Source organism: Xanthomonas sp. CFBP 7698 (assembly GCF_003600855.1).
Classification (GTDB): domain Bacteria; phylum Pseudomonadota; class Gammaproteobacteria; order Xanthomonadales; family Xanthomonadaceae; genus Xanthomonas; species Xanthomonas cannabis.
The window spans coordinates 93,189-116,873 of the sequence record NZ_PRDN01000005.1 but is presented as its reverse complement, the minus strand read 5'-3'; the positions used below and the strand labels follow the sequence as shown (position 1 = coordinate 116,873).

The 23,685-nt window shown below is 67.3% G+C and carries 20 protein-coding genes; 10 read left to right on the top strand and 10 right to left on the bottom strand.

The window, feature by feature from the left end; translation table 11 throughout:
* Positions 1-77: 77 nt before the first annotated feature.
* Genes XnspCFBP7698_RS17580 through XnspCFBP7698_RS17565 form a run of 4 tightly spaced genes read left to right on the top strand, consistent with a single transcriptional unit; the run spans position 78 to position 4,484 of the window.
* Positions 78-1,274: a beta-ketoacyl-[acyl-carrier-protein] synthase family protein gene (locus XnspCFBP7698_RS17580; protein ID WP_104581355.1), complete on the top strand. Its 1,197-nt coding sequence runs from the start codon at positions 78-80 to the stop codon at positions 1,272-1,274.
* Positions 1,274-2,047, top strand: coding sequence for a beta-ketoacyl synthase chain length factor (locus tag XnspCFBP7698_RS17575; RefSeq protein WP_104581354.1), 774 nt, complete (start codon positions 1,274-1,276; stop codon positions 2,045-2,047). Before XnspCFBP7698_RS17580 ends, XnspCFBP7698_RS17575 begins: the two co-directional genes overlap by 1 nt.
* Positions 2,044-2,865 carry a glycosyltransferase family 2 protein gene (locus XnspCFBP7698_RS17570; protein ID WP_039414444.1) on the top strand — a complete coding sequence of 274 codons (822 nt, stop codon included), beginning with the start codon at positions 2,044-2,046 and terminating at the stop codon, positions 2,863-2,865. Before XnspCFBP7698_RS17575 ends, XnspCFBP7698_RS17570 begins: the two co-directional genes overlap by 4 nt.
* Positions 2,862-4,484 (top strand): NAD(P)/FAD-dependent oxidoreductase, encoded by a 1,623-nt coding sequence (locus XnspCFBP7698_RS17565; RefSeq protein WP_104581353.1) that lies wholly within the window; start codon positions 2,862-2,864, stop codon positions 4,482-4,484. Before XnspCFBP7698_RS17570 ends, XnspCFBP7698_RS17565 begins: the two co-directional genes overlap by 4 nt.
* Before the next feature lie 542 nt (positions 4,485-5,026).
* Here XnspCFBP7698_RS17565 and fabG read toward each other — a convergent pair.
* From fabG to xanC, 9 genes are all read right to left on the bottom strand, one after another.
* Entirely contained in the window at positions 5,027-5,764 is a 738-nt protein-coding gene (gene fabG / locus XnspCFBP7698_RS17555) for a 3-oxoacyl-ACP reductase FabG (protein WP_104581351.1), read from the bottom strand.
* Positions 5,765-5,924: 160 nt separating this feature from the next.
* Positions 5,925-6,365, bottom strand: coding sequence for a phosphotransferase (locus XnspCFBP7698_RS17550; RefSeq protein WP_104581400.1), 441 nt, complete (start codon positions 6,363-6,365; stop codon positions 5,925-5,927).
* Positions 6,352-8,718, bottom strand: a complete 2,367-nt coding sequence (locus XnspCFBP7698_RS17545) for an MMPL family transporter (protein ID WP_104581399.1) — start codon at positions 8,716-8,718, stop codon at positions 6,352-6,354. Before XnspCFBP7698_RS17545 ends, XnspCFBP7698_RS17550 begins: the two co-directional genes overlap by 14 nt.
* A 138-nt stretch (positions 8,719-8,856) precedes the next feature.
* A complete protein-coding gene (locus XnspCFBP7698_RS17540; protein WP_104581398.1) occupies positions 8,857-9,504 on the bottom strand; it encodes a LolA-related protein in 648 nt (215 codons plus the stop codon).
* Positions 9,428-10,402 (bottom strand): acyltransferase, encoded by a 975-nt coding sequence (locus XnspCFBP7698_RS17535; RefSeq protein ID WP_104581350.1) that lies wholly within the window; start codon positions 10,400-10,402, stop codon positions 9,428-9,430. The genes XnspCFBP7698_RS17540 and XnspCFBP7698_RS17535 overlap by 77 nt, the downstream gene beginning before the upstream one ends.
* Positions 10,399-10,626: a hypothetical protein gene (locus tag XnspCFBP7698_RS17530; protein ID WP_233549022.1), complete on the bottom strand. Its 228-nt coding sequence runs from the start codon at positions 10,624-10,626 to the stop codon at positions 10,399-10,401. Before XnspCFBP7698_RS17530 ends, XnspCFBP7698_RS17535 begins: the two co-directional genes overlap by 4 nt.
* Before the next feature lie 71 nt (positions 10,627-10,697).
* Positions 10,698-11,447, bottom strand: a complete 750-nt coding sequence (locus tag XnspCFBP7698_RS17525) for a lysophospholipid acyltransferase family protein (protein ID WP_104581348.1) — start codon at positions 11,445-11,447, stop codon at positions 10,698-10,700.
* Positions 11,448-11,500: 53 nt separating this feature from the next.
* Positions 11,501-12,184, bottom strand: a complete 684-nt coding sequence (locus tag XnspCFBP7698_RS17520; protein WP_179456880.1) for a ketosynthase — start codon at positions 12,182-12,184, stop codon at positions 11,501-11,503.
* A gap of 28 nt (positions 12,185-12,212) precedes the next feature.
* Entirely contained in the window at positions 12,213-12,482 is a 270-nt protein-coding gene (gene xanC, locus XnspCFBP7698_RS17515) for a xanthomonadin biosynthesis acyl carrier protein XanC (RefSeq protein ID WP_011260626.1), read from the bottom strand.
* Positions 12,483-12,783: 301 nt separating this feature from the next.
* Here xanC and XnspCFBP7698_RS17510 point away from each other — a divergent pair, with 301 nt between their 5' ends.
* Positions 12,784-14,118, top strand: coding sequence for an FAD-dependent oxidoreductase (locus tag XnspCFBP7698_RS17510; protein ID WP_104581347.1), 1,335 nt, complete (start codon positions 12,784-12,786; stop codon positions 14,116-14,118).
* A complete protein-coding gene (locus XnspCFBP7698_RS17505; protein WP_199680219.1) occupies positions 14,115-15,122 on the top strand; it encodes a pteridine-dependent deoxygenase in 1,008 nt (335 codons plus the stop codon). Before XnspCFBP7698_RS17510 ends, XnspCFBP7698_RS17505 begins: the two co-directional genes overlap by 4 nt.
* 95 nt (positions 15,123-15,217) lie before the next feature.
* Here the strand turns inward: XnspCFBP7698_RS17505 and XnspCFBP7698_RS17500 are convergent, their stop codons facing one another.
* Entirely contained in the window at positions 15,218-16,561 is a 1,344-nt protein-coding gene (locus XnspCFBP7698_RS17500; protein WP_047697918.1) for an AMP-binding protein, read from the bottom strand.
* An 818-nt stretch (positions 16,562-17,379) separates the two neighbouring features.
* Between XnspCFBP7698_RS17500 and XnspCFBP7698_RS17495 the strand changes: the two genes are divergently transcribed.
* The 4 genes from XnspCFBP7698_RS17495 to hemF all read left to right on the top strand — a co-directional run bounded on the left by XnspCFBP7698_RS17495 (position 17,380) and on the right by hemF (position 23,578).
* On the top strand, positions 17,380-19,740 hold the full coding sequence (locus tag XnspCFBP7698_RS17495) for a S9 family peptidase (RefSeq protein WP_146093268.1): 2,361 nt from the start codon (positions 17,380-17,382) through the stop codon (positions 19,738-19,740).
* A gap of 546 nt (positions 19,741-20,286) precedes the next feature.
* On the top strand, positions 20,287-21,003 hold the full coding sequence (locus XnspCFBP7698_RS17490) for a hypothetical protein (RefSeq protein ID WP_104581345.1): 717 nt from the start codon (positions 20,287-20,289) through the stop codon (positions 21,001-21,003).
* Positions 21,000-21,566: a hypothetical protein gene (locus tag XnspCFBP7698_RS17485; protein ID WP_104581344.1), complete on the top strand. Its 567-nt coding sequence runs from the start codon at positions 21,000-21,002 to the stop codon at positions 21,564-21,566. Before XnspCFBP7698_RS17490 ends, XnspCFBP7698_RS17485 begins: the two co-directional genes overlap by 4 nt.
* Positions 21,567-22,678: 1,112 nt before the next feature.
* Positions 22,679-23,578 (top strand): oxygen-dependent coproporphyrinogen oxidase, encoded by a 900-nt coding sequence (hemF, locus tag XnspCFBP7698_RS17475; protein WP_104581475.1) that lies wholly within the window; start codon positions 22,679-22,681, stop codon positions 23,576-23,578.
* The last annotated feature ends 107 nt before the right edge of the window (positions 23,579-23,685 follow it).

Sequence of the window (23,685 nt, the reverse complement as noted above, 5' to 3'; positions counted from 1 at the left end):
CCAGCCACGCCATCGATATACTGCGAACACTTTTTGCCAGCCAGACCACCGTGAGCCAAGCGCAGCATTCGTCCCAGATGGCCCCGGTCGCCGTCACCGCCTTCACGTCCACCACCGCGCTCGGTGCGGGTCTCGCGGCCCAGGCCGCCGGCCTGCGGGCGCAGCGCAGCGGCCTGCGTCGCAACGATTTCGGGCCGCAACCGCTGCCCTGCTGGATCGGCCGCGTCGACGGCGTGGAAGACGTGGTCCTGCCCGCCGCATTGCAAGGCTGGGACTGCCGCAACAACCGCCTGGCCTGGCTGGCCCTGCAGCAGGATGGCCTGCTGGACGCGGCGCAGGCCGCCGCGCAGCGCTACGGCGCCGAGCGCGTGGCGGTGATCATCGGCACCTCCACCTCCAGCATCGGTGCCAGCGAAGAGGCCTATACACGGTTGGTGGAAGACGCCGACGGCGCGCGCTTCCCGCCCGATCTGGAGCGCCCGATCGTGCACACGCCGCATTCGCTGGGCGACTTCGTGCAGCACGCCACCGGCCTGCGCGGCCCCAGCGTCACCGTGGCCACCGCCTGTTCGTCCAGCGCCAAGGTGTTCGCGCAGGCAGCGCGGCTGATGGCCGCCGGGGTGATCGACGCGGCTCTGGTCGGTGGCGCGGACACGCTGTGCGGCAGCGTGCTGTTCGGCTTCAACTCGCTGCAGGTGGTGGCGCCGGAGATGTGCCAGCCGTTCGACGCACGCCGGGTCGGGCTGAGCCTGGGCGAGGCCGGCGGTTTTGCGCTGGTCGAACGCACCGAGGCGGCACCGGACGCGGCGCTGTGGCTGTATGGCTATGGCGAATCCAGCGATGCGCACCATATGTCCGCCCCGCATCCGCAGGGCCTGGGCGCGCAGCTGGCGATGCGCGGCGCGCTCGAACGTGCCGGCCTGGAGCCGGGCGCGGTGGGCTATCTGAACCTGCACGGCACTGCCACCCCGGCCAACGACAGCGTGGAAGCGGCCGCCGTGGCGGCGATCTTCCCCGATACCCTGCACGCCAGCTCGACCAAGGCCTGGACCGGGCACACCCTGGGCGCGGCCGGCATCGTGGAATCGGTGATCGCACTGCTGGCGCTGCGCGACGACCTGCTGCCCGGCACCCTCAATAGCGAGGTGCCCGACCCGGCCTGCGGCCCGCAGATCCGTTTCGACACTGCTCACTCCCGGATCGATTACGCAATGAACAACTCTTTCGGTTTTGGCGGCAACAACTGCTCGCTGCTGTTCGGGCGGGCACGCTGATGCTGACCGCCACCATCGAAGGCATCGGCTTCTGGACCCAGGGCCTGCCCCACTGGGAGGCCGCGCAAGCCTTCGTGCACGGCGGCGCGCTGCAGGACACCCCGGCGCGTCCGGCGCCGCAGCTGCTGGCCGCCAATGAACGCCGTCGCGCACCGGACACGGTGGCGGTGTCGCTGGAAGCCGCGCTGGCCGCCTGCACGGCCGCCGGGCGCGCCCCGACCAGCCTGCCCTCGGTCTTCACTTCCACCCACGGCGATCTGGCCATCACCGATTACATGTGCACCACCCTGGCCAGCGACCCGCTGGCCATCTCGCCGACCAAGTTCCACAACTCGGTGCACAACGCCGCAGCCGGCTACTGGACCATCGGCGCCGGTGCGATGACCCCGACCACCGCGATCAGCGCCAACGCGGCCAGCTTCGCGCAAGGCCTGCTGGAAGCGCTGGTGCAGCTCACCGACGGCGTGGATGCGGTGCTGCTGGCCGGCTACGACGCGCGCTCGGTCGGGCCGCTGGGCCGGATCTCGCCCAGCCAGGGCCTGCTCGGGGGCGCGCTGGTGCTGGGCCGTGCCGGCCAGGCCGGCAGGCCGCAACTGCAGGCGCGGCTGGACGACGGCGTGCCCTCGCCGGCCGAGGGACCGTTGTCGCGGCATGTCGCCGGCAACGCAATGGCGCCGATGCTGCCGCTGTTCGAGCTGTTGGCCGGCGCTGGCAAGGCCGTGGCACTGCATGCCGGCCCTGGCCGCGTGCTGCACGTGGAGCTGCAACGATGAGCCGGGTACCCCTGAGCCGCGAAGACACCGCCATCCTGGTGCCGGCCCTCAACGAGGCATTGCGCATCCGCGAAGTGGTCACCGATGCGCTGACCTATTGCTCGCATGTGATCGTGATCGACGACGGCTCCGACGACGGCACGGCCGACTGCATCGCCGACCTGCCGGTCATCCTGATCCGCCACCCGCAGCGCAGGGGCAAGGGCGCCGCGCTCCGCAGCGGGTTTGCACGCGCCCAGCAGATGGGCATGCGTGCGGTGATGACCATGGACGGCGACGGCCAGCACAAGGCCGCCGACTTCCCGCGCCTGCTGGCGGCGGCCAACCGCCATCCCGGCTGCGTGATCGTCGGTGCACGCATGCGCAAGCGCGCCACCCAGCCCACCATCCGCCGGATCGGCAACGACTTCGGCGACTGGGGCATTGCCTGGGCCTGCGGCTTCCAGCTGGTGGACAGCCAGAGCGGGCAGCGGCTCTATCCAGCCTCGGTGTTCACCCTGCCCGACGTGCCCGGCGAAGGCTTCGTGTTCGAAGCGCAGTTGCTGATTTCGGCCGCGCGCCAGGCCGGTGCGCGCGTGGTCGCGGTGCCGATCGAAACCCGCTACGCCGGCAGTGCGCCCGGCACCTTCCGCAAGAGCCACTTCCGGCTGGTGCGCGACCTGTGGGAAATCACCTCGCACGTGGTCGTCCAGGCCTGGACGTATGGGCACATCTGGCGCGAATACCGCAACGTGCGCGCCAACCCGGTGATCGTTGACGATGCCGACGGCGAATTTGCTACTGTGCCGGCGGTCACCAAGAGCAACCCGTCCCCATGAATGCACAGCGTACCGATGTCGTCATTACCGGTGGTGGACTGGCCGGCCTGAGCCTGGCCCTGCAACTGAAGCAACGCGATCCGGAGCTGGCGATCACCGTGCTGGAGCGCCGCGCGCACCCGGTGCGCGAGGCCGCCTTCAAGGTCGGCGAATCCACGGTGGAAATCGGCGCGCATTATTTCGCCGATGTGCTGGGCCTGCGCGAGCATCTGGAGACGGAGCAGATCCGCAAGTTCGGCTTCCGCTTCTTTTTCTCCGACAAGCGCGACGACATCGACCGCTGCACCGAACTGGGCGTGAGCAAGATCCTGCCGACACCCTCGTGGCAGATCGACCGTGGCCGCTTCGAGAATTTCCTCGGCGAACGCGCCCGCGCGCAGGGCATCACCTTTCTCGACAGCTGCAGCGTCAAGGGCGTTGAATTGTCCGGGGACGAGGCCGATCACGCGGTGCGTTACGAACAGGCGGGCGTGCAGACGACGCTGAGCGCGCGCTGGGTGGTGGATGCCAGCGGACGCGCCGGCCTGCTCAAGCGCAAGCTCGGCCTGGCGCAGGACAACGCGCACAACGCCAACGCCGTGTGGTGGCGCGTGGAAGGGCTGATCGACCCGAATGGCTGGTCGCAGGACAGCAGCTGGTTGCAGCGCTGCACCCCGCCCGATCGCTGGCGCTCGACCAATCACATGTGCGGGCCGGGCTACTGGTTCTGGCTGATCCCGCTGTCCTCGGGCGCGCATTCGCTGGGCATCGTCTGCGATGCGGACATGCATCCGCTGGAGACGATGAACACCCACGACAAAGCCATGGACTGGCTGCGCCTGCATCAACCGCAGGTGGCCGCCACGCTCGACAAGGCCGACTACCGGCTGCAGGACTTCCTGTTCCTGCGCAAGTTCTCCTACGGTTGCAAGCAGGTGTTTTCATCGCAGCGCTGGGCGCTCACCGGCGAGGCCGGGTTGTTCCTGGACCCGTTCTATTCGCCCGGCAGCGACTTCATCGCCATCTCCAACACCTACATCTGCGAACTGATCGGCCGCGATCGCGCCGGCAAGTCGCTCAGCCCGTATGTGGAGCTGTACCAGCAACTGTATTTCTCGTTCTACGAAAACACCCTGACCCTGTATCAGGACCAGTACGCACTGTTCGGCGACGAGCAGGTCATGCCGGTCAAGGTGATCTGGGATTACACCTACTACTGGTCGCTGCTGGCGCCGCTGTTCTGCGCCGGGCGCATCGCCGACCTGAGCCTGCTCTCGCGCATGAAGGCAGATTTCCTTTACGCGCGCGACATGAATCTGGCCATGCAACGCGTGCTGCACCACTGGGGCGTGCGCAATACCGAACATGGCATCACCGGCGGCGAAGGACGCCTGCTGGATCAGTACCTGATCGGCTGGTTCAACGAACTCAATGGCGCGTTGAACGACACCCTGGACGACGACGCATTCGTCGCACGCATCCACGCCAACGTGGCGCAGATGGCAGTGCTGGCCCGCGAAATCCTGCAGCAGGCACGCCAGCGCCACCCGGACCTGCCCGACCACGGCCTGGATGCGCTGACCGCCAATGCCAGCGGCGCGCCGATCCTGACGGCCACGTGGTACGCCGACGCGGCGTGAGCTTGAGCGAGCGCGTCGATACGCGGTGAGTTCTGGCGGACAGTTAGGCGGCCGCTTTATTGAAAAACCTGCGGACCGACCATCTCGACTGGTCCTTGCAGCAACGGCGCAGACCATCCGCTCTGCGCCTTGCTGCCGGGATCAAGCAATCAGGTAGCGACGCCTGCATCGTGCGTGTCGCGATCACTTGGCTGTCTTCACGTCTGGTCGAGCGCGCGGTGCCCTCACCGCTCGCGGGACACGCCGTGAATCCGTCCGTGGAGGCTCGGTGGCGGCATCCATGCCGCCACACGGTCCCGCAATCGGTGAGGACACCACGCCAGACGGTTGGTTGGTGGGTTTGTTGAAAAACGAAGATGCCACGTCGCAAGCTTGCAGACTGCTTGAAACCTGTGCGCACCGACCATCCTCACTGGCCTTGTCCGTCCACCGTCGTAGGACCCGTGGCGGCATGGATGCCGCCACGGAGCTACATGGACGTACTTGCAGCGTGTCCTGCGATGGTGGGCAAACGCCAAGCGCCTGCGTTTTGCCAGCCGCCCTCAGCCCATCCCACCATTGACGCCAATGACCTGGCCATTGATGTAACCGGCAGATTCCGAACACAGGAAGGCGACCAGCGCGGCGACTTCGTCGGGTTTGCCCACGCGCCCGGCGGGTACCAATTGCTTGATCACCTCCGGCGCAAAACTTTCGCCGACCATCTCGCTTTCGATCACGCCAGGCGCGACGACATTGACCGCGATTCCGCGGCTGGCCATCTCGCGCGACAACGATTTGGTCGCGCCATGCAAGGCCGCCTTGGCGGCGGCGTAGTTGGTCTGCCCGCGATTGCCCAGCACCGCCGCCACCGACGACACACTGACGATGCGGCCCCAGCGCGTGCGCGCCATCGGCAGCAGCAACGGTTGGGTGACGTTGAAGAACCCGTGCAGCGAGACATCGATGACGCGATGCCACTGCTGCGCATTCATGCCCGCCATCGGTGCGTCGTCATGGATGCCGGCGTTGTTGACCACGATCTGGATCGGCCCGGCTTCCAGCAACTGCTCCAGCGCCGAACCGCTAGCCTGCGCATCGGCCACATCGAACGCCACCGCCTCCGCGTGGCCCCCGTCGGCCACGATGGCGGCCACCACGGCTTCTGCGCGCGCAAGATTGCGATTGGCATGCACGATGACATGCCGCCCCTGCGCCGCCAGCTGGCGGCAGATCGCACCGCCAAGATCGCCGCTGCCACCGGTCACCAGTGCACGACGCTGCGGAATGGATGTGCTCATGACAGTCCCGATAAAGCCGCGTAAAGACGGCGGAAAGAGCCTCATCCTAACGACTGGCAGCAGGCGCAGGAATAGAGCGCCCGCATCGATCGCCCACATTCGGCAGGAGCGCGCGCGATGAGGCTTTGGCGGTGATGCTTCATCGCGCGCAAGCGCGCTCCTACAGGGCCTGTGCAGCGCCCAGCATCACCGTGGCACGCCCTTCGGCAAGCAATTGCGCGCCGTGGGTCAGGCGAAAACTGTATTGCTGGCTGTCCTCGCCCTGCATCAGCACCTGTGCGTCGCAGTCGATCGCATCCGGCAGCGTGTCCAGATACGTCACATGCAGCTCAACGCCACGCAGCGCCACCAGCATGCCCGGGCGTACCGGCTTGCCGGATGCACGGCCCAGCAGGCCACCATGCACAGCCATGGCCTGCGCGCCGTATTCGCACAAATGCACGGCGCGCAGTCGCCCGTTGGCGCGTAACGGATGCGCGTCGCTGCGATGCGCATGACTGCGCAGCACGATGCGCTGCGCGTTCCATTGGACCAGCTCTTCCCACAGGCACATGCTGCCCTGGTGCGGAATCAAGGCGGCAATTGCGTCACGTCCCTGCATGCGGCTCTCCATCGCGCCTGCGCTCCAGTGCCGGCTCACGCGAGACCAGCAGCGCGAGAATGAAATTGAACATTACGCCCAGCGCCACTGTGGTGCCGATCGCGCGCAGCACCGGGATGCTCGATGCAGCCAGCAGTGCGAACACCAGCAACGTCATCAGGCTGCACACGATCAAGGCATGCAGCGTGCGCAGCTGGTCGGCATGATCGTCACCGGCATGATCGAAGAACAGCGCGTAATCCAGCCCCAGGCCGGCGGCCAGGATCAGCGCGATCAGGTGGAACAAGTTGAGCTCCACACCGGTGCCACGCAGGATCGCCAGGATCAGCACCGTGGTCAGCGCCATCGGCAACAGCACGCGCACGATGCGGCGCGGACTGCGCAGCGCGACCGCCACGGTAACCGCCAGCAACAGCGCTGCCAGTACCAGGGCGCCCAGCACGCGGCCACGGTAGGCCGCCACCAGCGATTCGGAGGCGTCCTTCAGATCCAGCAACTGCGCGCCGCTGCCTTGCAAGCCGGTGGCCAGCACCGATGGATCGCGCAGGCCCGTCAGCGACACCAGGGCGGTGCTGCGATCGCCGCGGCCCAACAGCAACCCGCCGACCGACGTGGCCAGCGGCGAGCCGGCCAGATCCTTCGGCAATAGCGGTGCGGCGCGCTTGGCTGCGGCCAGGTCCTGCAGGAACGGCGCAAACGCATCGCCGCGGAATGGCGTGGTGGCGACGGCCTGCTCGGTCAATGCGCGCGCCTGCGCGGCATCGGGCAACGCGGCCTGACGCGCATGCTGGGTCCTGGCGCTGGGCAGATAGCGTGCCGCCATGTCGTAACCGATCAGCGCACCAGCACGCACCAGCGCATCCAGGCGCGGGCGCAACTGCTCGCTGGCCTGCAACGCCGCCTCATCGCTGGCTGCCGGCAGCGCCAGCACGTAACGCACATCGGGGGCGCCCAGTTCCTGACGCAACCGGGTGTCCTGGGCCAGGGCCTTGGGCGGCACCGGGGTGAGCTTGGACAGATCGTTCTGCCAGAACTGCCCCGGGGCGAAGGCGATCACCGCGATGCCGATCACCGCGATCGCCGCCAGGCTGAGGCGTGGGCGCGGCAGCCGCGCGATGCCACGCCACAGCAGCGCCAGCACGCGCGAGTCGGCGTAGTCACGCGGCGCCGGGTCGATCAACCACGGCAGCAACCAGCGTGTGGTGATGGCGGCAGTCGCCAGCCCGGCGATGGTGAATACCGCCAGCTGCCGCAGGCCATCCACGCCGGAAAACAGGAAGGTCACATAGGCAATGCAGGTCGACACCACGCCGGTAGCCAGCGTGGGCCACAGATGGCGCGCGTTGTCGCGCGGATCCAGGCCGGGCCGCTGATGACTGAACAGGTGGATCGGGTAATCCTGCACCACGCCGATCAGGGTGAACCCGAAGGCCACGGTAATGCCATGCACGCCGTCGAACAGCAGCGCTACGGCACTCAGACCAGCCAGCCCGGCACTGGCCAACGGCAACACGCCCAGCACCGGAATCTTCCAGCTGCGGTAGGCGATCAACAGCAACAGCACCAGGCCCACCGTGTCCAGCGTGCCGATCCACTGCGACTCGCCTTGCGTGCGCGCGGTGATCTCCACTGCGAACGCGCCCGGCCCGGTGAGGGTCAGCCGCGTGGCAGTGCCCTTGCTGACGTTGGCAAACGCCGCCTGCACCGCGTCGTAGGCCAGTTGCTGGCCAGTGGGATCGAACCCGGCCGCGCGCGTCTGCACCAGCAGCAAGGCCGAGCTGCCGGCCCGGTCGAACCACACCTCGTTACGCGTCTGCGGCGCCGCTGCCGGCTGCAGGGTTTCGGCCAGATGCAGCACTTCCAGCGTGGGGTCGCGCGGCAGCAGCGGCTCCACCAATGCCGCTGCCGGTGAACCCAGATCCTGCACGCGCGCCTGCAACGCCGCCTGCAGGCTCGATGCATCCAACGGTGCCTGGTCGAAGCTGTCGCTGAGCAGATACCGATAGGGCAGCAACCGTTCGGGAATCGCATCCAGGCCGGCAGTGCCGCCATTGGCGACCAACTCGAACAACGCCGGCTGCGCGACCAATGCCTCGCGTAGCTGCTGCGATTGCCTCGCCAGCGTGTCCGGGTCGCTGTTGGACAACGCGATCAGCAGCAGCCGCGAGCCCGGGCCTTCGCCCAGTTCTTCGATCAGCAGTTTCTGCGCCGGCGTGCGCGGGGCGGGCATGAACTTGCGCAGGTCGCCGGTGACCTTGAGCGTCTCGCTCAACCAGAATCCGGCCACCACCAGCAACGCCAGCCACAGCAGCGCCAGGCCGATGCGGCGGTTTGCGTTCAACTTAAACGCCATGGTGTACGTGTCCTGCTGCAGCGGCCACACGTCCACCCGCCACGCGCGCGGCATGCGAGGTCAGCGGCAGCACACGCTTGCCGAAGGTTGAGGGTGTGATCTCTCTGCAGACGACCGACGCAACCCTCGCGCGCGCGGTCACGCGCCCGAACCGTGGCACAGCGTGGTCAGCGCGGCGGCATCGGTCACGCTGGCCGCCTCGCGCGCCGCACCAGACAGCAGCGTGCGCTGCACGTCGCCCTTGGCCGGCACGCTTTCGATACACCGCAGCTCTTCGTTACGCCCGTACAGACGCAGTTCGCGCACCTGCTTGGCAACGGCGGCGTCCCTGGGCTGCAGCGTCAATGCCCAGGCTTGGGGTCGGCCTTGTCCGCTAACGCGGTACTGCTGTTCCAGCAGTGCGCGGTCGCCGGCCAGCAACGCGCCGAAGCCGGACTTCAGACCCGCCAGCTCAGGCACGCGGCGGAGCGAAAAACGTCGCGGCGGTTTGCCTTCGCGTTCCAGCACGCCTTCGTCGCCTTGCAAGGTGGTGGTTTCGCGGTACGGCGCGCTGACCTCGCGCACCAGCGTCTGCGCATCCGGGCGACGGTAGTGGCCCTGCACGCGCAATGGCGTCTTCAGCAGGGCCGAGCCACGCAGTTCGACGAATTCGGTGCTGACCGGTGCGGGGCGTGCCAGGCGCTGCAGCACCTGGCCGACGTCCAGCGTCTCAGGCGGTGCGGCGCATAGCGGTGCGGCGCTGAACAGCAGTATCAGCATCCACGGCAGGGTGCGGCACATCGGCATGGTGGGTGTTCCAGAAATCGTAGAAGTTGAACCAGTTGTACGGCGCGTAGCGTGTGTAATGTTCCAGCCTGGCGGCGTAATCGCGCATGAGCACCGCCAGCACGGGAGCGCGCTGACGACGCGGCACGTCCAGCCCTTCGCTGAAGGTCTCGAAGGCCAGCTCGTAGTGATTGCCGCCGCGATACAGGCCGAATGCCAGCACCACCGGCACCTTGAGCGCGGCGGCGATCAGCCAGGGCGAGGTCGGGAACATCGCGTTGCGGCCGAGGAACATCGCCGGCAACGCGGGGTCGCCTTCGCGCGGGCGATCGATCAGCAGCGCCACCAGCGCACCGGCATCGGTGGCTTCCTTGATCGCCATGACGATCGAGGTCGCATCCATGCCGGCGTCGATGATGTTGGCGGCCAGCTGCGGGTTGAGTGCACCCAGCAGGTCGGTCATGGCACGGTTGTGCGCCTTGTCCAGCACGACCTTGACCTGCACGTCGGGGCGCTCGGTGGCCAGCACACGCAGCGCATCGAAGCTGCCCAGGTGCGAACCGAAGATCAGCACGCCGCGGCCGCGATCCATCTGCGTGTGCAGCTGATCCAGCCCGGTGATGTCCACGCGGAAGCGCTGCATCTGCCCGCACAGCATGTACACGCGATCCAGGATGGTGGAGGCGAAGGTGTGGATATGCCGCGCCACGTCGCGCAACGTGGCCGGGCGACCCAGCACCCGCGCCAGATAGGCACGCGAAGCGGCGCGTTCGGGCGCACGCACCAGCAGGAAGTACAGCGTGATCGGATACAGCAGCGCGCGCCCCACCGCACGCCCGGCGTGCCGTGCGATGCCGCGGATCAGCCACAACGCAAAGCGCCCGCCACCTTCCGGACGCTGCTTCCAGTGCTTGCTCATGCCGCCGCCTCCGCCACCAGCTCGCCGCTGACCAGCAGTGTCTGCTCACGCTGCACGCGAAAGCGCCAGCGCGGGCCATTGCCTTCCAGCGTGACCGAGGCGGTCTGCCCGGGCAGCAAGGGCTGCACGAACTTCACCTGCGGCAGGCGCGCGGCTGCGCGCGGACCATGCAGCGCTTCCACCGCCTGCAGCACATGGTCGAGCACGACCACGCCGGGTACCACGGGGCGACCCGGGAAATGCCCGGGCAGGCAGGGATGATCATGCGGCACGACGAAATCCATAAGCGCAGAACTCAGATCCTGGGTTGAAGCATTGCAGCCACGGCCTTGTGTGCCTGCTCGGTCAATTGTTGGCGGTCCGGCGCATCCGGCCCGGTCACTGCGATCGGCGCACCGATCCGCACGCGAATGATGCCGGGGCGTACCCTGAACAGACCATCGACCGGCAATACCTTGCCGCAGCCGTCCAGCGCCACCGGAACCACCTGCACGCCAGCATCGATAGCGGCCTGCAGTAGCCCGGCCTTGAATGGCAATAATGCGCCGCTGCGGCTGCGCGTGCCTTCCGGAAACAGACACAACTGTTTGCCCTCGCGCAGCAGCGCGGCGGCCTGACGGCGCACCAGCGCGCCGGCCCGGCGGCTGTCGCGGTCCAGAAACAGCATGCCGGTGGCGCGCGCGTACCAGTTCACGAACGGCACCTTGAGCATTTCTTCCTTGAGCAAGAAGCGCAGCGGTACCGGCAGCGCGTAGAACAGCGCGCAGATGTCGATGATCGACTGGTGGTTGCTGACGAACAGATAGTTCTTGGACCAATCGACCTGCTCGCGCCCTTCCACGACGACGGTGGCGCCCGCGCCGCGGAACAGCACCGGCGCCCACATCCAGGCGCCCATGCGCAACAGGCGGTCGGCGTCGCGCGTGATCGCCAGCAGCACCAGGGCACAGACGATGCCGCCAGCGGTAAACGTCAGCGTAAAGGCCAGTTGCAACAGGTTGAAAACGGCCCACGCCAGGCGCGACGGCATCCTTGCCAACGGCATCTTTGTCTTGTCCCCGAAAATATGCACGTACGTCGCTGCCCCTGGCCACGCACTCAGCGCAGCAGATCGCGCCAGAAGTCCGGCCCGAGCCGCGCCATCTGGCGCAAGAAGTCTGGCAGATTACGATAGGGACGCTGTGGAAACCAGCGGCCGCGCAATAGATATTCCCCAACGAAGAACCCGCCAACCACGCCGTAGGCGAGCAGATTGGCGAACAGCGAGGCGCGCGCATCGCTGATCGGCAGCGGCGAGGCGTAGCCCAGCTGCGCCAGCACGCCGCTGGGTTCGGCGCACAGGCCCAGCACCAGGTTGACCAGGGTCAGCGCGCACAGCAGCAGCGCCCAGGCCAGGGTGAGACGACGCGTGTAGCGGTATTGCTCCGGCGTGATCGGCATGCCGGCCTGGCGATACAGCCCTTCGACAATGCGCGTGATCAAGGGCGTGCGCCCACGGCGCAGGCTGCGGCCGAAGAACCAGGCGATCCAGCCGGTGAACACCACCGGCGGCGCGGCCAGCAGCAGCATCGCATACGGGGAGTGCCACAGTGCGCTCAGGGCCAGCAACGTCAGCACCGCCAGCGCCCAGGCCCAGGCCCGGCGCGCAACCATCGGTTCGATCAACACCATCAGCACCAGCAAACCACCGGCAATGACGGCCAGCTCAGGGCGGTGGGTGGCGTTGGCCCAGTGCGCCAGCGGCGAGTACGCCACCGCCAGCAACACGCCCAGCCCGAGCACCCACGGCGGGGCGTCGCCGGGCGCTAGCTCAGACGGTCTTGTTGGCTTCGACATGCGCCGACAATGCGCGCAGCGACGCGAAGATGCGACGGTTCTCGTCGTTGTCCGAGCGCAGCTGGAAGCCGTAGCGCTTGCTGATCGCCAGCGCCAGTTCCAGCGCGTCGATCGAATCCAGCCCCAGCCCGGTATTGAACAACGGCGCCTCCGGATCGATGTCGGCGGGTTGGACGTCTTCCAGGTTCAGGCTTTCGACCAGGAGTTCGGCCAGTTCACGTTCGGCAGCGGTTTGCGAGGACATCCAGAAGTTCCAGGGTGAGGGTCGGGCAAAAGTCGGCGCAGGCAGGCGACGGCGCGCGGCCATCGGCGGGGCGGGCGGCGCATCGCCTCGTCAGTGTACGTGGTCGTACCTGTCGATTCCGAGCGCCCGGCCCGCGTCGCATCCGGCGATCGCGCTGTCCTTGCATGGTCCTGAGTGGGTGCAGCATGGGCCCGCATCAGTGTCCGGGCCGCCGGTCAGGCTATCATGACTGCTTGACGCTCGCCCGCTGCAGGTTCGTTCCAGGATGACTTCCACTGTTGTTCGCCCCACCCCGACCGCCATGCCGGCAGCCGGGCCGGCCCCCGGACCGGAGTGTCCGGATGTCCTGATCGTTGGCGGCGGACCGGCCGGCTGTGCGGCAGCGATCAGACTGGCCGAGCTCGGCTGGGCGGTGACCGTGCTCGAAAAAGCGCAGCATCCGCGCTTTCATATCGGCGAATCGCTGCTGCCGATGAACATGCCGATCCTCGAACGGCTGGGCGTGCTGGAACAGGTGCGCCAGATCGGCGTGCTCAAGCGCGGCGCGGATTTTCCCAATGACGCCGGCGGCTACAACACGTTTCGGTTTTCGCACGCGCTCGATGCCAAGGCCGACTTCGCCTTCCAGGTCCCGCGCGCGCAGTTCGACCAGGTCCTGTTCAACCGCGCACGCGCGGTGGGCGTGGATGCGCGTGAGCAGGTCCTCGTCGAACAGGTGAACCTGGACGGCGAACAACCGGTGCTGCAGGCACGCAGCGCCGACGGCCAGCGCCTGCAGTTCCGCCCGCGTTACCTGCTCGATGCCAGCGGCCGCGACACCTTCCTGGGCAACCGGCTCAAGCTCAAGCGCGCCAATGCCAAACATCAATCCGCAGCGCTGTTCAGCCATTTCCGCGGCGTCGCCCGGCGGCCGGGCGAGGATGCCGGCAACATCAGCATCTATCGGCACGCGCATGGCTGGATGTGGCTGATTCCGCTGCCCGACGACATCATGAGCGTGGGCGCGGTCTGCTATCCGGAGTACATGAAGACCCGTCAGGGCGACAGCGAAGGGTTTCTGATGCGCACGCTGGCGCTCAACCCCGAAGTGGCCGCGCGCATGGCCGGTGCGCAGCGGGTGGCGCCGGTGCATGCCACCGGCAACTACGCCTACGAATGCACGCGCATGGCCGGGCCGCGCTGGCTGATGCTGGGCGATGCCTATACCTTCGTCGACCCGATGTTTTCCTCCGGCGTCTTCCTGGCCATGCACAGCGCCGAACGCGGCGCGGCGATGGTGGATGCCGCACTGCGCGCGCCGCAGCAGGAGGCCAAGCTGCAGCGCAGGCTGCAGCGTGAACTGGACCGCGGCATCGACGAATTCAAATGGTTCATCTACCGCTTCACCTCGCCGACGATGCGCGCGCTGTTCGCGCAGCCGCAGAACACCTGGCAGCTGGAACAGGCGGTGGTGGCGATGCTGGCCGGCGACGTGTTCGACAGCCCCAAGGTCCGCTTGCGCCTGCGTGCGTTCCGCGCCATCTATGCGCTCACCACACTGTCGATGATGCCGCGCGCCTGGCACTCGTGGCGCCTGCGACGGCGCCAGGCCAAGCTCGGTTTCGACGGCGACACCTTGCAACGAGACCCTCAATGACCGCTTCCCCGGCCCAGACCGCGCAGCCGCTGCGCCATCCCCGCCTGCAGGTCGATTATGTCGACCAGACCGACCCGAGTGCATTGCTGGCCGACCCGCGGGTGCTGGCGGTGTTCGGATTCGGCGACGCGGCGCCTGGCCTGGACGACCCGCGCTATCTGCGCGTGCCGCTGCAGCCGTACCGGGCCGACGTGTTGGAAGTGTGGCGGACCGATGCGCCGGTGCGCAGTGGCCGCAACGGCAACATCGCCTGGTCCAGCGATGGGCATCTGCAGTTCGGCGTGATCGAGATCGACGAGCAGGATGTCGACATCGAAGAGGCCGCCGCTAAGGCATATGCGGAAATGACCGCGTTCGTCAGCGGCAGCGCGACACCGCGCCTGCTGCGCATCTGGAACTACCTGGATGCGATCACGCTTGGCAGTGGCGACCGCGAGCGCTATCGCCAGTTCTGCGTGGGCCGCGCGCGGGGGCTTGGAGCGTTCGACACCGCGCAGTTGCCCGCTGCCACGGCGGTGGGCCGCTGCGATGCCGAGCGCATCATCCAGATCTACTGGCTGGCCGCCGCCGATGCCGGCACCCCGCTGGAAAACCCGCGCCAGGTCAGCGCCTACCACTACCCGCGCCAATACGGCCCGCAGCCGCCGAGCTTCGCGCGCGCCATGCTGCCGCCACCCGGCAGCGACATGCCCCTGCTGCTGTCAGGCACCGCGGCGGTGGTCGGCCATGCCTCGATGCATACCGGCCAATTGCTGGCGCAGCTGGAAGAGACCTTTGCCAATTTCGATGCCCTGCTCGGCGCCGCGCGTCAGCACGCACCCGCGTTGCCCGCGCAGTTCGGCGCCGGCACCCGCCTGAAGGTCTATGTGCGCGAGCAGGACGATCTGCCCAAGGTCGCCCAGGCCCTGGACGCACGCTTCGGTAACGCGGTCCCGCGCCTGCTGCTGCACGCGGTGATCTGCCGCGACGAGCTGGCGGTGGAGATCGATGGGGTACACGGGTAGGTAAACCACGCCCGCCGCAGATCCTGTCTGCGGCGCCCGACTGCCAAGGATGAGCGACAGGCAGCGTTTGCTGGCTGCACGCGCGTCTGCAACGCTCAGCCGTTGAGCAAGCCCAGCACGGTATCGCGCGGCAGTTTGCCGGTTTCGTTGCGCGGCAGGGCGGCGAGTTTGCGCAGGCGGCGCGGCAGAAACACCGGGTCGACGCTGACGCGCAATGCGGCCAGGATCTGGGCTTCGTCCAGGCTCGGCGCCACCACCAGCGCGGCGATGCGGCCCACCGCCTGGCCGGCATCCGGGGCCAGTTGCACGATGGTGCCGTCGACCACGCCGGGGATGGCGAGCAGGCGGCGGGTGAGATCGGCCAGCGAGGCGCGTTTGCCGGCAATCTCCAGCAAGTCGGCCTGGCGCCCGCGCACCTGGAAGGTGCCATCACTGGCCACGTCCATCATGTCGGCCAGCATCACCGGGGTGGCCAGATGCGGTGCATGCACCAGGGTGCCCGCGGCCTGGGCCTGAAGACGCACGCCGGGCAGCGGTGTCCATGCCGCTTCCAGCGCGGTGCGGCGCACGGCGAACACGCAGGTTTCGGTGGAGCCGAACATCTCGCGGACTTCTCCGCCAAAGCGCGCCTCGGCGGCGGCGGCAATGTCCTGGGTCAGTGGCGCGGTGGCCGACACGATGCCCGCCAGCGGTGGCAGCGCCACGCCCGATTCCACCAATGCACGCAGGTGCACCGGCGTGGTCACCAGCACGCGCGGCGCGGGAATCTCTGAAAGCGCGCGCGCCACATCGTCGGGGAAGAACGGCCGGCCGGCATGCACCGCCAGCTCGGTCACCATCGGCAGCAGCACCGACAGCTCCATGCCGTACATGTGTTGCGGCGGCACCGTGGCCACCACGTGCGGCACCGCGTCGGTCACGGCCCACAGGCTTTGCAGGGCAACCAGATCCTGCCGCGTACTGGTCAGGAAGCTGCCCCAGGTCTTGGGATTGGGCTGCGGGCTGCCGGTGCTGCCGGAGGTAAAGCCGATCGCCACCAGGGCGTCGTCGGCCAGCTGCGGCACCGCGCCATCGGCCTGCGGCAGCTCGGCCGGCAGCTGCCAATACCGCGGCGGCGCCAGCTCCAGCGCCAGATCGCCCAGACAGTACGCATCGGCGTGACGGGCCTGCACTTCGCCGACCACCGCCGGCGCGCGCGAGGATGGCAGCAGCGACACCTGCCCACGCAGCGCGCAGGCGTAGAACGCGACCATGAAGCGGTACCGGTCTTCGCACAGGTTCACCGCGTGCTGGCCATCGGGCAGCTGCTGCGCCAGGCCGTGCACGTGCGCGATGAACGTCGCCAGGTCGACCGACTGCCCCGCGCGCCACGCCAGCGGCCGGTCAGGCGCGCCGACGGCCATCGGATGGAAAACGGCAGAAGCAGGCAGGCTGGACATGTGCACCGACAATCGCAAAAGCGCGCTAGCTTGGCGGCCACCCGCGCTGCTGGCAAGTCGGGAGGTTTCCGGCAGTGGGACGCGGCCACACCCGGCGGAACAGCTGCCAGATGCGTGGTGCCGGCAAGGCCCAGGACCACAACCGGGGCTGCCGCCGTGATGCGCGCTGGCTGCAACCAGCGACGCCGCACCTCACGCAAGTGCGGTGCCGGTCGGCGCATCCGATGGGGCATCTTTGCCGACCACCCGCTCACCTGGCGGCTGCCGCCTGAAGCACTGACCACGCGCATTGACCCGACCGCCAGCGGCCGTTTTGCATCGGTTACCCGTGCACCGAGCCATCGCTGCGGCAACGCGATCGGCGCAAACAGGCATCGCTACGCGACACGCGCACGCCGCTTTCTGCCGCTGGACACCAGCGTCGTGCATGGCCGCGCCGCTTACGCGCAAACGCGCGTGCAATGTTCGAACGCAACCGCCGCGCCGCGCCAGCCGGCCGCAGCGCCAACGCGACGCCGCACAAACGCGATCGAGCGCAGGTCCGCACAGGCAAGCACGCGCGCCCGGCAGACTGAAGCGTTTAGCCCGATCCCGGTACCGCAATCGACGGGCACACAGCGACGTCGTAGCGTCGCATTGCACGGCCCACGATCGCCGCATCGATCATCGCCATCTGCCGCGGCGCAACAGTCCCGCTCGTCATCCCAGCCCGCGGCGTGGCACCGCCCACGCATGACCTGTGGCCCAAGCGTGCCGCAGAGGCAAGCTGCTAGGCTTGCCTGCTCTTCCGTTGCGCCCCGTTGTTACCGATGCCCAGACTGTTGCCGTTGACCCTTCTGCTGCTGGCCGCCACCGCGCATGCGCAGTCCGCCGCACCGCTCACCATCGAACAGGTCATGGCCGACCCGGACTGGATCGGGCCGTCGGTCGATCAGGCCTGGTGGCAATGGGACGGCAAACAGGTGCAATACCTGCTCAAGCGCGATGGCAGCCCGGTGCGCGACACCTATCGCCAGAGCACCGGCGGCGGCACTGCCGAACGTGTGGCCGACACCGCCCGCGCCGGCCTGGATGCGGCCAACCCCAGTTACGACGCAACCCGTCAGCGCATGCTGTTCGCACGCAATGGCGACATCTTTCTGCGTGACCTGCGCTCGGGCGCACTGACGCAGCTGACCCGCAGCAACGAGCTCGAATCGCGTCCGCAGTTCGCCAGCGATGGCGGCGCGATCTGGCGCGCGGGCAACAACTGGTACCACTGGCGTGCCGACGGCGGCACCGCGCAGGTGGCCGTGGTCAAGGCCGAGCGCGACCCCAACGCCGCACCCAAGGCCGACGTGCTGCGGGAACAGCAACTGGCCACACTCGCCACGCTGCGTCGTGACCGCGAGCAGCGCGACGCCTTGCGTACCCAGGAAGATGCCTGGCGCCGTGCAGACGCCACCCGTGCGGCGGCGCCGGTGTACCTGGGCGATGAGGTCGAGATCGTCGACAGCGCCCTGTCGCCGGATGGCCGGCACCTGCTGGTGGTGACGCAGGCCAAAAGCGCCGACGAAGGCCAGGCCGGCAAGATGCCCAAGTACGTGACCGAATCCGGTTACGAGGAATTCCAGGAAGCGCGCACCCGGGTGGGCCGCAACGCCCCGGCCGCGCACACGCTGTGGCTGGTCGATGTGGCAGCAGGCAGCGCACGGCAGCTGTCCTTCGATGCATTGCCCGGCATCGCCACCGATCCGCTCGCCGCACTGCGCAAGGCCGCCAAGCGCGATGCGCTCAAGGGCAACCGCGCCGTGCGGGTGGAAAGCGATGGCGACGGTCGCGGCCCTGCCGTTCACTGGAGCGACGACGGCCGCAACGTGGCGGTGGAAATCCGCGCGGTGGACAACAAGGATCGCTGGATCGCCAGTGTGGACCTGGACAACGCCAGGCTGCAGCCGCGTCACCGCCTGAGCGATGGCGCCTGGATCAACTGGGACTTCAACGATTTCGGCTGGCTGCCCGACAACCGCACGCTGTGGCTGCTGTCGGAAGAATCGGGCTATTCGCAGCTGTACACGGTGGAAGGCAACGGCAAACCGCGTCAGCGCACACGCGGCAAGTGGGAGGTGTCGATGCCGGTGCCCAGCGCCGACGGCAACGGCATGTACTTTCTGTGCAACCAGAAATGGCCGGGCGACTACGAGGTGTGCAAGCTCGACCTGCGCAGCGACCAGCTGACCGAAGTCACCGTATTGAACGGCGTGGAAGGCTTCAGCCTGTCGCCGGACGGCCAGCAGCTGCTGGTGCGCTACTCCGGCAGTTACCTGCCCACGCAGCTGGCCGTGGTACCGGCCACCGGCGGTCAGGCCACCGTGCTCACCGACACGCGCACGCCTGCATTCAAGGCGCAGCCATGGATTGCACCGCAGTACGTGCAGGTGCCGTCCAAGCATGGCGCCGGCACGGTCTGGGGCAAATATTACGGGCCGAAAAATCCCGAGCCGGGCAAGCAGTATCCGATCGTGATGTTCGTGCATGGCGCCGGCTATCTGCAGAACGTGTCCGAGCGCTACACGCCGTATTTCCGCGAGCAGATGTTCCACAACCTGCTGGTGCAGCAGGGCTACATCGTGCTGGACCTGGACTACCGCGCCTCCGAAGGCTACGGCCGCGACTGGCGCACCGCGATCTATCGCAACATGGGCCATCCGGAGCTGGAAGACTATCTGGACGGCCTGGACTGGCTGGTCGCCACCAAACAGGGCGATCGCGCACGCGCCGGCATCTATGGCGGTTCGTACGGCGGCTTCATGACCTATATGGCGTTGTTCCGCAGCCCGGGCACGTTCAAGGCCGGTGCGGCGCTGCGGCCGGTGGGCGACTGGATGCAGTACAACCACGAGTACACCTCCAACATCCTCAACACGCCCGAGCTCGACCCGGAGGCGTACAAGACCTCCTCGCCGATCAACTACGCCGACGGCCTGCGCGACCATCTGCTGATCGCCCACGGCATGATCGACGACAACGTGTTCTTCAAGGACTCGGTGGACATGACGCAAAAGCTGATCGAACTGCACAAGGACAACTGGCAGGTGGCACCGTACCCGCTGGAACGTCACGGGTTCACCCGCGCCGATGCATGGCTGGACGAGTACAAGCGCATCCTCAAGCTGTTCAACGAGCAGGTGAAGCCGTAAACGGCTGACAACTGCGCGTGCTGTCTTGAAATGGATATTGACCGCGCGCGTAGAACCTCGTTTGCGTGTGTTGGGGGCCAGAAGGTGACTCCATCTTCTGCCTTGACCGCCGGCGCTTATGCGGCCCCTGACGGCAGCTGGCAGCACCAGCCCCGACGTCGAGACCTGGGTATGGCGGGTTTGCATAAAGTCGGCAGATGCCACGCTGATGCCTCTCTACGCACTTAGGCTTGTCGCTCCGAAGCACTCTCAGTGCTCCGGGCGCGTGGCAGCGACGAACCGCCCTGGCCACGTGTGCAAACTTTCCCCGTCCCACTATCGGCCGCCGCGGCTGCGCACTCCCGGCCGCAATGCGCACGCAACCCCACGTGCGCGGCTCGGTTGCTTCGCACTCACCTGTCGCTACACAAGTGGCTCTAAGCTTGGCGCAGGATAGGTAACGCGCTGGCGCATCGCGTGCGCCGCGTTACTGGTCCGCCGAATGACCGGTGCGCCGCCGGCATGGCGGCGCTTCCACTCACCAGTGGCGCAGGGAAGGTAGAAACGATGGGCCTGTGGGACCGTTTGTTTGGACGCAAGACCGCTGCGGCAAAGACGCCGCGCATAGAACCAGCCGCAGTGCCCGTCGCTGCCGAACACGCATCGGAGGCGGCGGCCGAGATCGACCCCGCATTGCAGCCGGCATTGACTGCGTTTCAGCGCGGCGACCACGTCGGCGCCTACAACGCTGCGCAGGCGCAGCTGCACCTGGGTGCGGACGCGCAGCGCCTGTGCGCCCTGTCGTTGAGCGCGCTGGACCGCTACCGCGAGGCCTACCCCCACTGGCTGGCGCTGTACGAGTTGGAGCCGAGCGCACACAACGCATTGCAGCTGGCCACCACGGCGGTGATGTGCAACGAGATCGATCGCGGCGAGCAATGGCTGCTGACCTTCGACGATCTCAACGCGCAGGAGCGATCGACCTCGCCTGCCACCGCACGCACCAGCTTCCTGACCGCACTGACCCGCGCCGGCCACGGTGCACATGCCTTGCCGCACCTGGAGTGGCTGCGCGAAGCCTATGCCGGCATGTCGATCACCGACAGTCATTTCCTGTATGTGCGTGGCCTGCCGTTCCTGGAGGCCTTTCTCGAGCGCAGCACCCCGCTGCTGCGCCAGTGCCTGCCGGCCGATGCCCTGCCCGGCTGGTACGCACAGCTGCAGCCTGCGCTGGACCCGCCGGGGCAGGCCGCGGTCGCCGCGCATATCGCCTCCCTGCAATGAACGCGGCACGGCGCGTAGCACCGCAGCCGCACGGCGGATTCGTCTCGCCGCTGGCATGGGTGTCATTGTTGCTGGGCGTGGTGAGTGCGCTGGCCAACCTGTTGCAGATCGTGCTGATCGCGCTGACCCCGGATGCAGCATCGTTAGGACTGCCCGAAGGCATCACCCTGCCACACTCCTGGCAATGGCTGATCGACCATGCGCTGTCATTGTCTGTCGCCGGCGTGGTGCTGTCGGCCGCCTTCGCGTGGTTGAGCTGGGCGCTGCTAAAGCGGCGCGAATGGGCAAGGGTCGGTTTCGTGATCGTATTGGTGGTGACCGGCTTGCTCAATTTCGGCGGGCTGGCATTGATCGGACCGTTGTTCGACGGCGTGCAGACGCTACTACCCGCCGATGTGCTGCAGAGCCCGGAATGGCCACAGATGCAGGCACGTTTGCAGGCAACCCGGCAGATGGCGTTCATCCTCACCGGCCTGGGCGTCGCGGCGATCGGCTGCGTACACGCAGCATTGGCATGGCGGCTGTGCACGCCAGCCGTTCGCGCGGAGTTTGCCCAGGCGTAGAGGCTGCAGCAGCGCGTCGGTCACCAGCCGCGAATTTCCTTGCCGGCCACGGTCAGGGCATGACCTCTTCGACATCCAGCGTCTCGCGCTTGGGCGCAGACCGTGGTCCTGCAGCGAAGGCGCTGATGATCCATTCTCTGCCCGATCTGCCAGTATTGAGCCATCAGGTAGCGACGACAGCATCGTGCGTATCGCGAGCGCTTGGCGATCTTCAAGCTTCCAGTCTGGTCGNCGCCAACGGTCCCGCAATCGGCGAGGACACCGCACCAGAGTGTTGGTCGGTTGCCTTCTTAAAAGCTTGTCTATTGCACGGCTTGCATTAGCACTCTTCGGACGCACCGTTAGCAAGCAACGCACCTCATGCCTTGCTTGCAACCGCGCACACCGACCATCTCCACTGGTCCTTGCCCGCCCACTGTCGCGGGACCCTTGGCGGCATGGATGCCGCCACGGAGCTACATGGATGTACTTGCAGCGTGTCCTGCGATGGTGGGCGGGCAAGGGCCCTGCAGCAAAGGGGCAGATGATCCGCTCTCCGCCTGATCTGCCAGTATTGAGCCATCAGGTAGGGACGACTGTATCGCGCGTATCGCGAGCGCTTGGCGATCTTCAAGCTTCCAGTCTGGTCGAGCGCGCGGTGCCCTCACCGCTCGCGGGACACGCCGTCAACCCGTCCATGGGGGCTCGGTGGCGGCATCCATGCCGCCAACGGTCCCGCAATCGGCGAGGACACCGCACCAGACAGTTGGCTGGTGGTTTTGTTGAAGAGCAAAGACACCGCGCCGCCAGCTTGCTAGTCGCTGGTTGAGATCCATGCACACCGACCATCTCCACTGGTCCTTGCCCGCCCACCGTCGCGGGACCCTTGGCGGCATGGATGCCGCCAAGGAGCTACATGGATGTACTTGCGGCGTGTCCCGCGATGGTGGGCGGGCAAGGGCCTTGCAGCCAACCTGCAGATCAGTTGCTCTTCCCTCTTCCCTCTTCCCTCTTCCCTCTTCCCTCTTCCCTCCTCCCTCCTCCGCCAGGCATCCACTCTCCACATCGCCCTGCGACAAACTGGCGCGTTCGGGTGGGCGTACCGGCCGCGATGCACCGCTTAGAATTGCGCCATGAACGAATTCGACCGTGTACGCGATTATCTGACCGACCTGCAGGACCGTATCTGCGCTGCGGTGGAAGCAGCCGATGGGCAAGCGCGGTTCTCCGAAGATCTCTGGCAACGCGAGGAAGGCGGCGGCGGGCGTACCCGCATCCTGCGCGATGGCGCGGTGTTCGAGCAGGCCGGCATCGGCTTTTCCGACGTTTCGGGTACCCGCCTGCCGCCCTCGGCCAGTGCGCACCGCCCCGAACTGGCCGGCGCCACCTGGCGCGCCTGCGGCGTGTCGCTGGTGTTTCATCCGCACAACCCGCATGTGCCCACCACGCATGCCAACGTCCGCTATTTCCGCGCCGAACGCGATGGTGAGGTGGTTGCCGCCTGGTTTGGCGGCGGCTTCGACCTGACCCCGTTCTATCCGGTGGACGAAGACGTGCAGCACTGGCACCGCGTCGCCCAGGCGCTGTGCGCCCCCTTCGGCGAGGAGCGCTATGCCGCGCACAAGCGCTGGTGCGACGAATACTTCTTCCTGCGCCACCGCAACGAGACACGCGGCGTCGGCGGGCTGTTCTTCGACGATCTGGGTCAGGACTTCGAGCGCGACTTTGCGTACCAGCAAGCGGTCGGCAACGGCTTCCTGGATGCCTATATGCCGATCGTGCAGCGCCGCAAGGATGAGCCGTTCGGCGAGCGCGAGCGCGAATTCCAGCTGTACCGCCGCGGCCGCTACGTGGAATTCAACCTCGTCTACGATCGCGGCACCCTGTTCGGGCTGCAGAGCGGCGGGCGTGCCGAAAGCATTCTGATGAGCCTGCCGCCCCGGGTGCGCTGGGAGTATGGCTACACCGCAGAGCCCGGCAGCGCCGAGGCACGGCTGCTGGATTATCTGGTCCCGCGCGACTGGCTGGGCTGATAGCCGCCGCGTGAGCGGCCAGCTGATCTGCTTCGGGGGGTTTAACGGAAGCGCTGACATCCTGATCCACGGGGAGAGTCAGCGCCTTATCGCCATCGCCCAATCAA

Excerpts from the sequence above, each read along its gene's own strand:
- XnspCFBP7698_RS17500 (WP_047697918.1), bottom strand. The coding sequence starts at position 16,561 with ATGTCCAGCCTGCCTGCTTCTGCCGTTTTCCATCCGATGGCCGTCGGC.
- XnspCFBP7698_RS17525 (WP_104581348.1), bottom strand. The coding sequence starts at position 11,447 with ATGCCGTTGGCAAGGATGCCGTCGCGCCTGGCGTGGGCCGTTTTCAAC.
- fabG (WP_104581351.1), bottom strand. The coding sequence starts at position 5,764 with ATGAGCACATCCATTCCGCAGCGTCGTGCACTGGTGACCGGTGGCAGC.
- XnspCFBP7698_RS17540 (WP_104581398.1), bottom strand. The coding sequence starts at position 9,504 with ATGCCGATGTGCCGCACCCTGCCGTGGATGCTGATACTGCTGTTCAGC.
- XnspCFBP7698_RS17535 (WP_104581350.1), bottom strand. The coding sequence starts at position 10,402 with ATGAGCAAGCACTGGAAGCAGCGTCCGGAAGGTGGCGGGCGCTTTGCG.
- XnspCFBP7698_RS17505 (WP_199680219.1), top strand. The coding sequence starts at position 14,115 with ATGACCGCTTCCCCGGCCCAGACCGCGCAGCCGCTGCGCCATCCCCGC.
- XnspCFBP7698_RS17485 (WP_104581344.1), top strand. The coding sequence starts at position 21,000 with ATGAACGCGGCACGGCGCGTAGCACCGCAGCCGCACGGCGGATTCGTC.
- XnspCFBP7698_RS17570 (WP_039414444.1), top strand. The coding sequence starts at position 2,044 with ATGAGCCGGGTACCCCTGAGCCGCGAAGACACCGCCATCCTGGTGCCG.
- XnspCFBP7698_RS17575 (WP_104581354.1), top strand. The coding sequence starts at position 1,274 with ATGCTGACCGCCACCATCGAAGGCATCGGCTTCTGGACCCAGGGCCTG.
- hemF (WP_104581475.1), top strand. The coding sequence starts at position 22,679 with ATGAACGAATTCGACCGTGTACGCGATTATCTGACCGACCTGCAGGAC.
- XnspCFBP7698_RS17510 (WP_104581347.1), top strand. The coding sequence starts at position 12,784 with ATGCCGGCAGCCGGGCCGGCCCCCGGACCGGAGTGTCCGGATGTCCTG.
- XnspCFBP7698_RS17490 (WP_104581345.1), top strand. The coding sequence starts at position 20,287 with ATGGGCCTGTGGGACCGTTTGTTTGGACGCAAGACCGCTGCGGCAAAG.
- XnspCFBP7698_RS17580 (WP_104581355.1), top strand. The coding sequence starts at position 78 with ATGGCCCCGGTCGCCGTCACCGCCTTCACGTCCACCACCGCGCTCGGT.
- xanC (WP_011260626.1), bottom strand. The coding sequence starts at position 12,482 with ATGTCCTCGCAAACCGCTGCCGAACGTGAACTGGCCGAACTCCTGGTC.
- XnspCFBP7698_RS17565 (WP_104581353.1), top strand. The coding sequence starts at position 2,862 with ATGAATGCACAGCGTACCGATGTCGTCATTACCGGTGGTGGACTGGCC.
- XnspCFBP7698_RS17550 (WP_104581400.1), bottom strand. The coding sequence starts at position 6,365 with ATGCAGGGACGTGACGCAATTGCCGCCTTGATTCCGCACCAGGGCAGC.
- XnspCFBP7698_RS17545 (WP_104581399.1), bottom strand. The coding sequence starts at position 8,718 with ATGGCGTTTAAGTTGAACGCAAACCGCCGCATCGGCCTGGCGCTGCTG.